A 1,679-nucleotide genomic window follows, 5' to 3' on the forward strand; every position below is an offset into this window, starting at 1 on the left:
CCCGTCGCCCAGCCGGCCGAGGCCGCTCGCAGCGAAGCCGCCGCCGGCCTCCCTAAGATCGCCATCATCACCGGCAGCACGCGCCCCGGCCGGGTCAATGACTCCGTCGCCAACTGGGTCGCCGCCGAACTGGCCGCTCGGACGGACGCCACCTTTGAGGTCGTCGACATCGCCGACTTCAATCTGCCGCTGCTGGACGAGGCCTACCCGGCCGCGTACCAGAACTACCAGGCCGACCACACCAAGGCCTGGTCGGCCAAGATCAGCGAGTTTGACGGCTACATTTTCGTGGCCAACGAATACAACCACACGGTCTCGTCCGCCCTGGCCAACGCGTTGTCCTACCTGAACGTCGAGTTCAACAACAAGGCTGCCGGCATCGTTTCCTACGGCTCGATGGGCGGCGTCCGCGCTGCCGAACACCTGCGCAATATGCTGGCCGAGCTGCAGGTGGCCGTGGTCCGCAACCAGGTGATGTTCTCGCTGTTCACCGACTTCGAGAACTTCTCCGAGTTCAAGCCGACCGAGCAGAATGCCGGAACGCTGGCCCCGATGGCCGACCAGCTTGTGCTGTGGGCACAAGGCTTCGCCACCATCCGCACTCCGCAGAACGCCGCCGCTTAGAACCCCAAGCCCGGCACGCCCGCCGCCTCCGTTCGGCGGGCTGTCCTGCCGCCGGCCTTCGGGCCGGCCAGCACCGCCCCCGCCGTTTCCCCATCCGGCGGGGGCGGTGCTGTTCTCTGGGGCGTTCCGTCGGTGAACCCGCCGAAGCAAATCGGTGCGGCACCGTTCCGTCGGCTGAACCCGCCGAAGCTTCGGTGCGGCACGGCGCCGTCGGCTGAACCCGCCGAAGCAAATCGGTGCGGCACCGTTCCGTCGGCTGAACCCGCCGCAGCAGTAGGTGGACTACCCGCGCTCGGCCGCAATGATGGTGGCCATGGAGATGATGAAACCGGGCGTGCAGGCCGAAGCCAGCACCACCAAAGCGATGCGTCCGCCCAGCAGTACCCTCCGCTGCAGCAGTTCTTCCCGACGTCCCGGGCCCGCAGGCCGCCCGGCGCGCCAGTCTGCGAAGAGCTTCACTCTGAGGGCCGCAAGTGCCCAGCCCACCACGACGGCGGCGACAATCCAGGCCGCGACCACCACGCTGGCGCCGCCCAGCGGGACCAGTAGGAGCAGCAGCGGAAGGTACCATTGCAGGTCCTTGGCCGTCCGCAGCAGCGGGAGGCGACGGGACAGCCAAGCCGTGGCCACCGCGACGAGCATGCCGTGGGCAATGGCCAGCGCGGAGAAGGCCGCGATCGAGAGCCAGCCAGGGCCCACCACCTCAAAGTCCCGGCTGTCCGGCTGCAACGGCCCAAGCACGGTACCGAGTACTAATAACAGCAACAGCCCGAAGGCCGCTCCGCCGGCCCGGCCGGCCGGCAGCCACCACCGCACCAAGCCGTAGAGGAGTGCCGTCCCGCAGCCGATGGCCACGCCGAAAAGGACGAAGCTCCCGGTCCCTTCCAGGCTAATCTCTCCGATGGTCTGGTTGTTATCGGTCAGCCTTCCGTCGTCCTCCGGCGACGTCACCGCCAACAGGCGCATGATCAACCGCCCGCCGGCGCCCGCCATGCACAGCCCGGCCACCCCGCCGGCGACCAGCAGCACTGTCGCCCACCACAGCACCCTGCGCG

At 68.6% G+C, this 1,679-nt stretch carries 2 protein-coding genes; one reads left to right on the top strand and one right to left on the bottom strand.

Annotated elements, in window-relative coordinates; translation table 11 throughout:
• Positions 1-624 (top strand): NADPH-dependent FMN reductase (locus tag AC5RUJ_RS15910; RefSeq protein WP_494156201.1); only part of this gene is annotated, 624 nt, incomplete at its 5' end.
• 282 nt (positions 625-906) lie between these two features.
• Here the strand turns inward: AC5RUJ_RS15910 and AC5RUJ_RS15915 are convergent.
• Positions 907-1,679 (bottom strand): hypothetical protein (locus AC5RUJ_RS15915; RefSeq protein WP_494156202.1); only part of this gene is annotated, 773 nt, incomplete at its 5' end.

This window comes from Arthrobacter sp. Y3223164 (genome assembly GCF_059091005.1).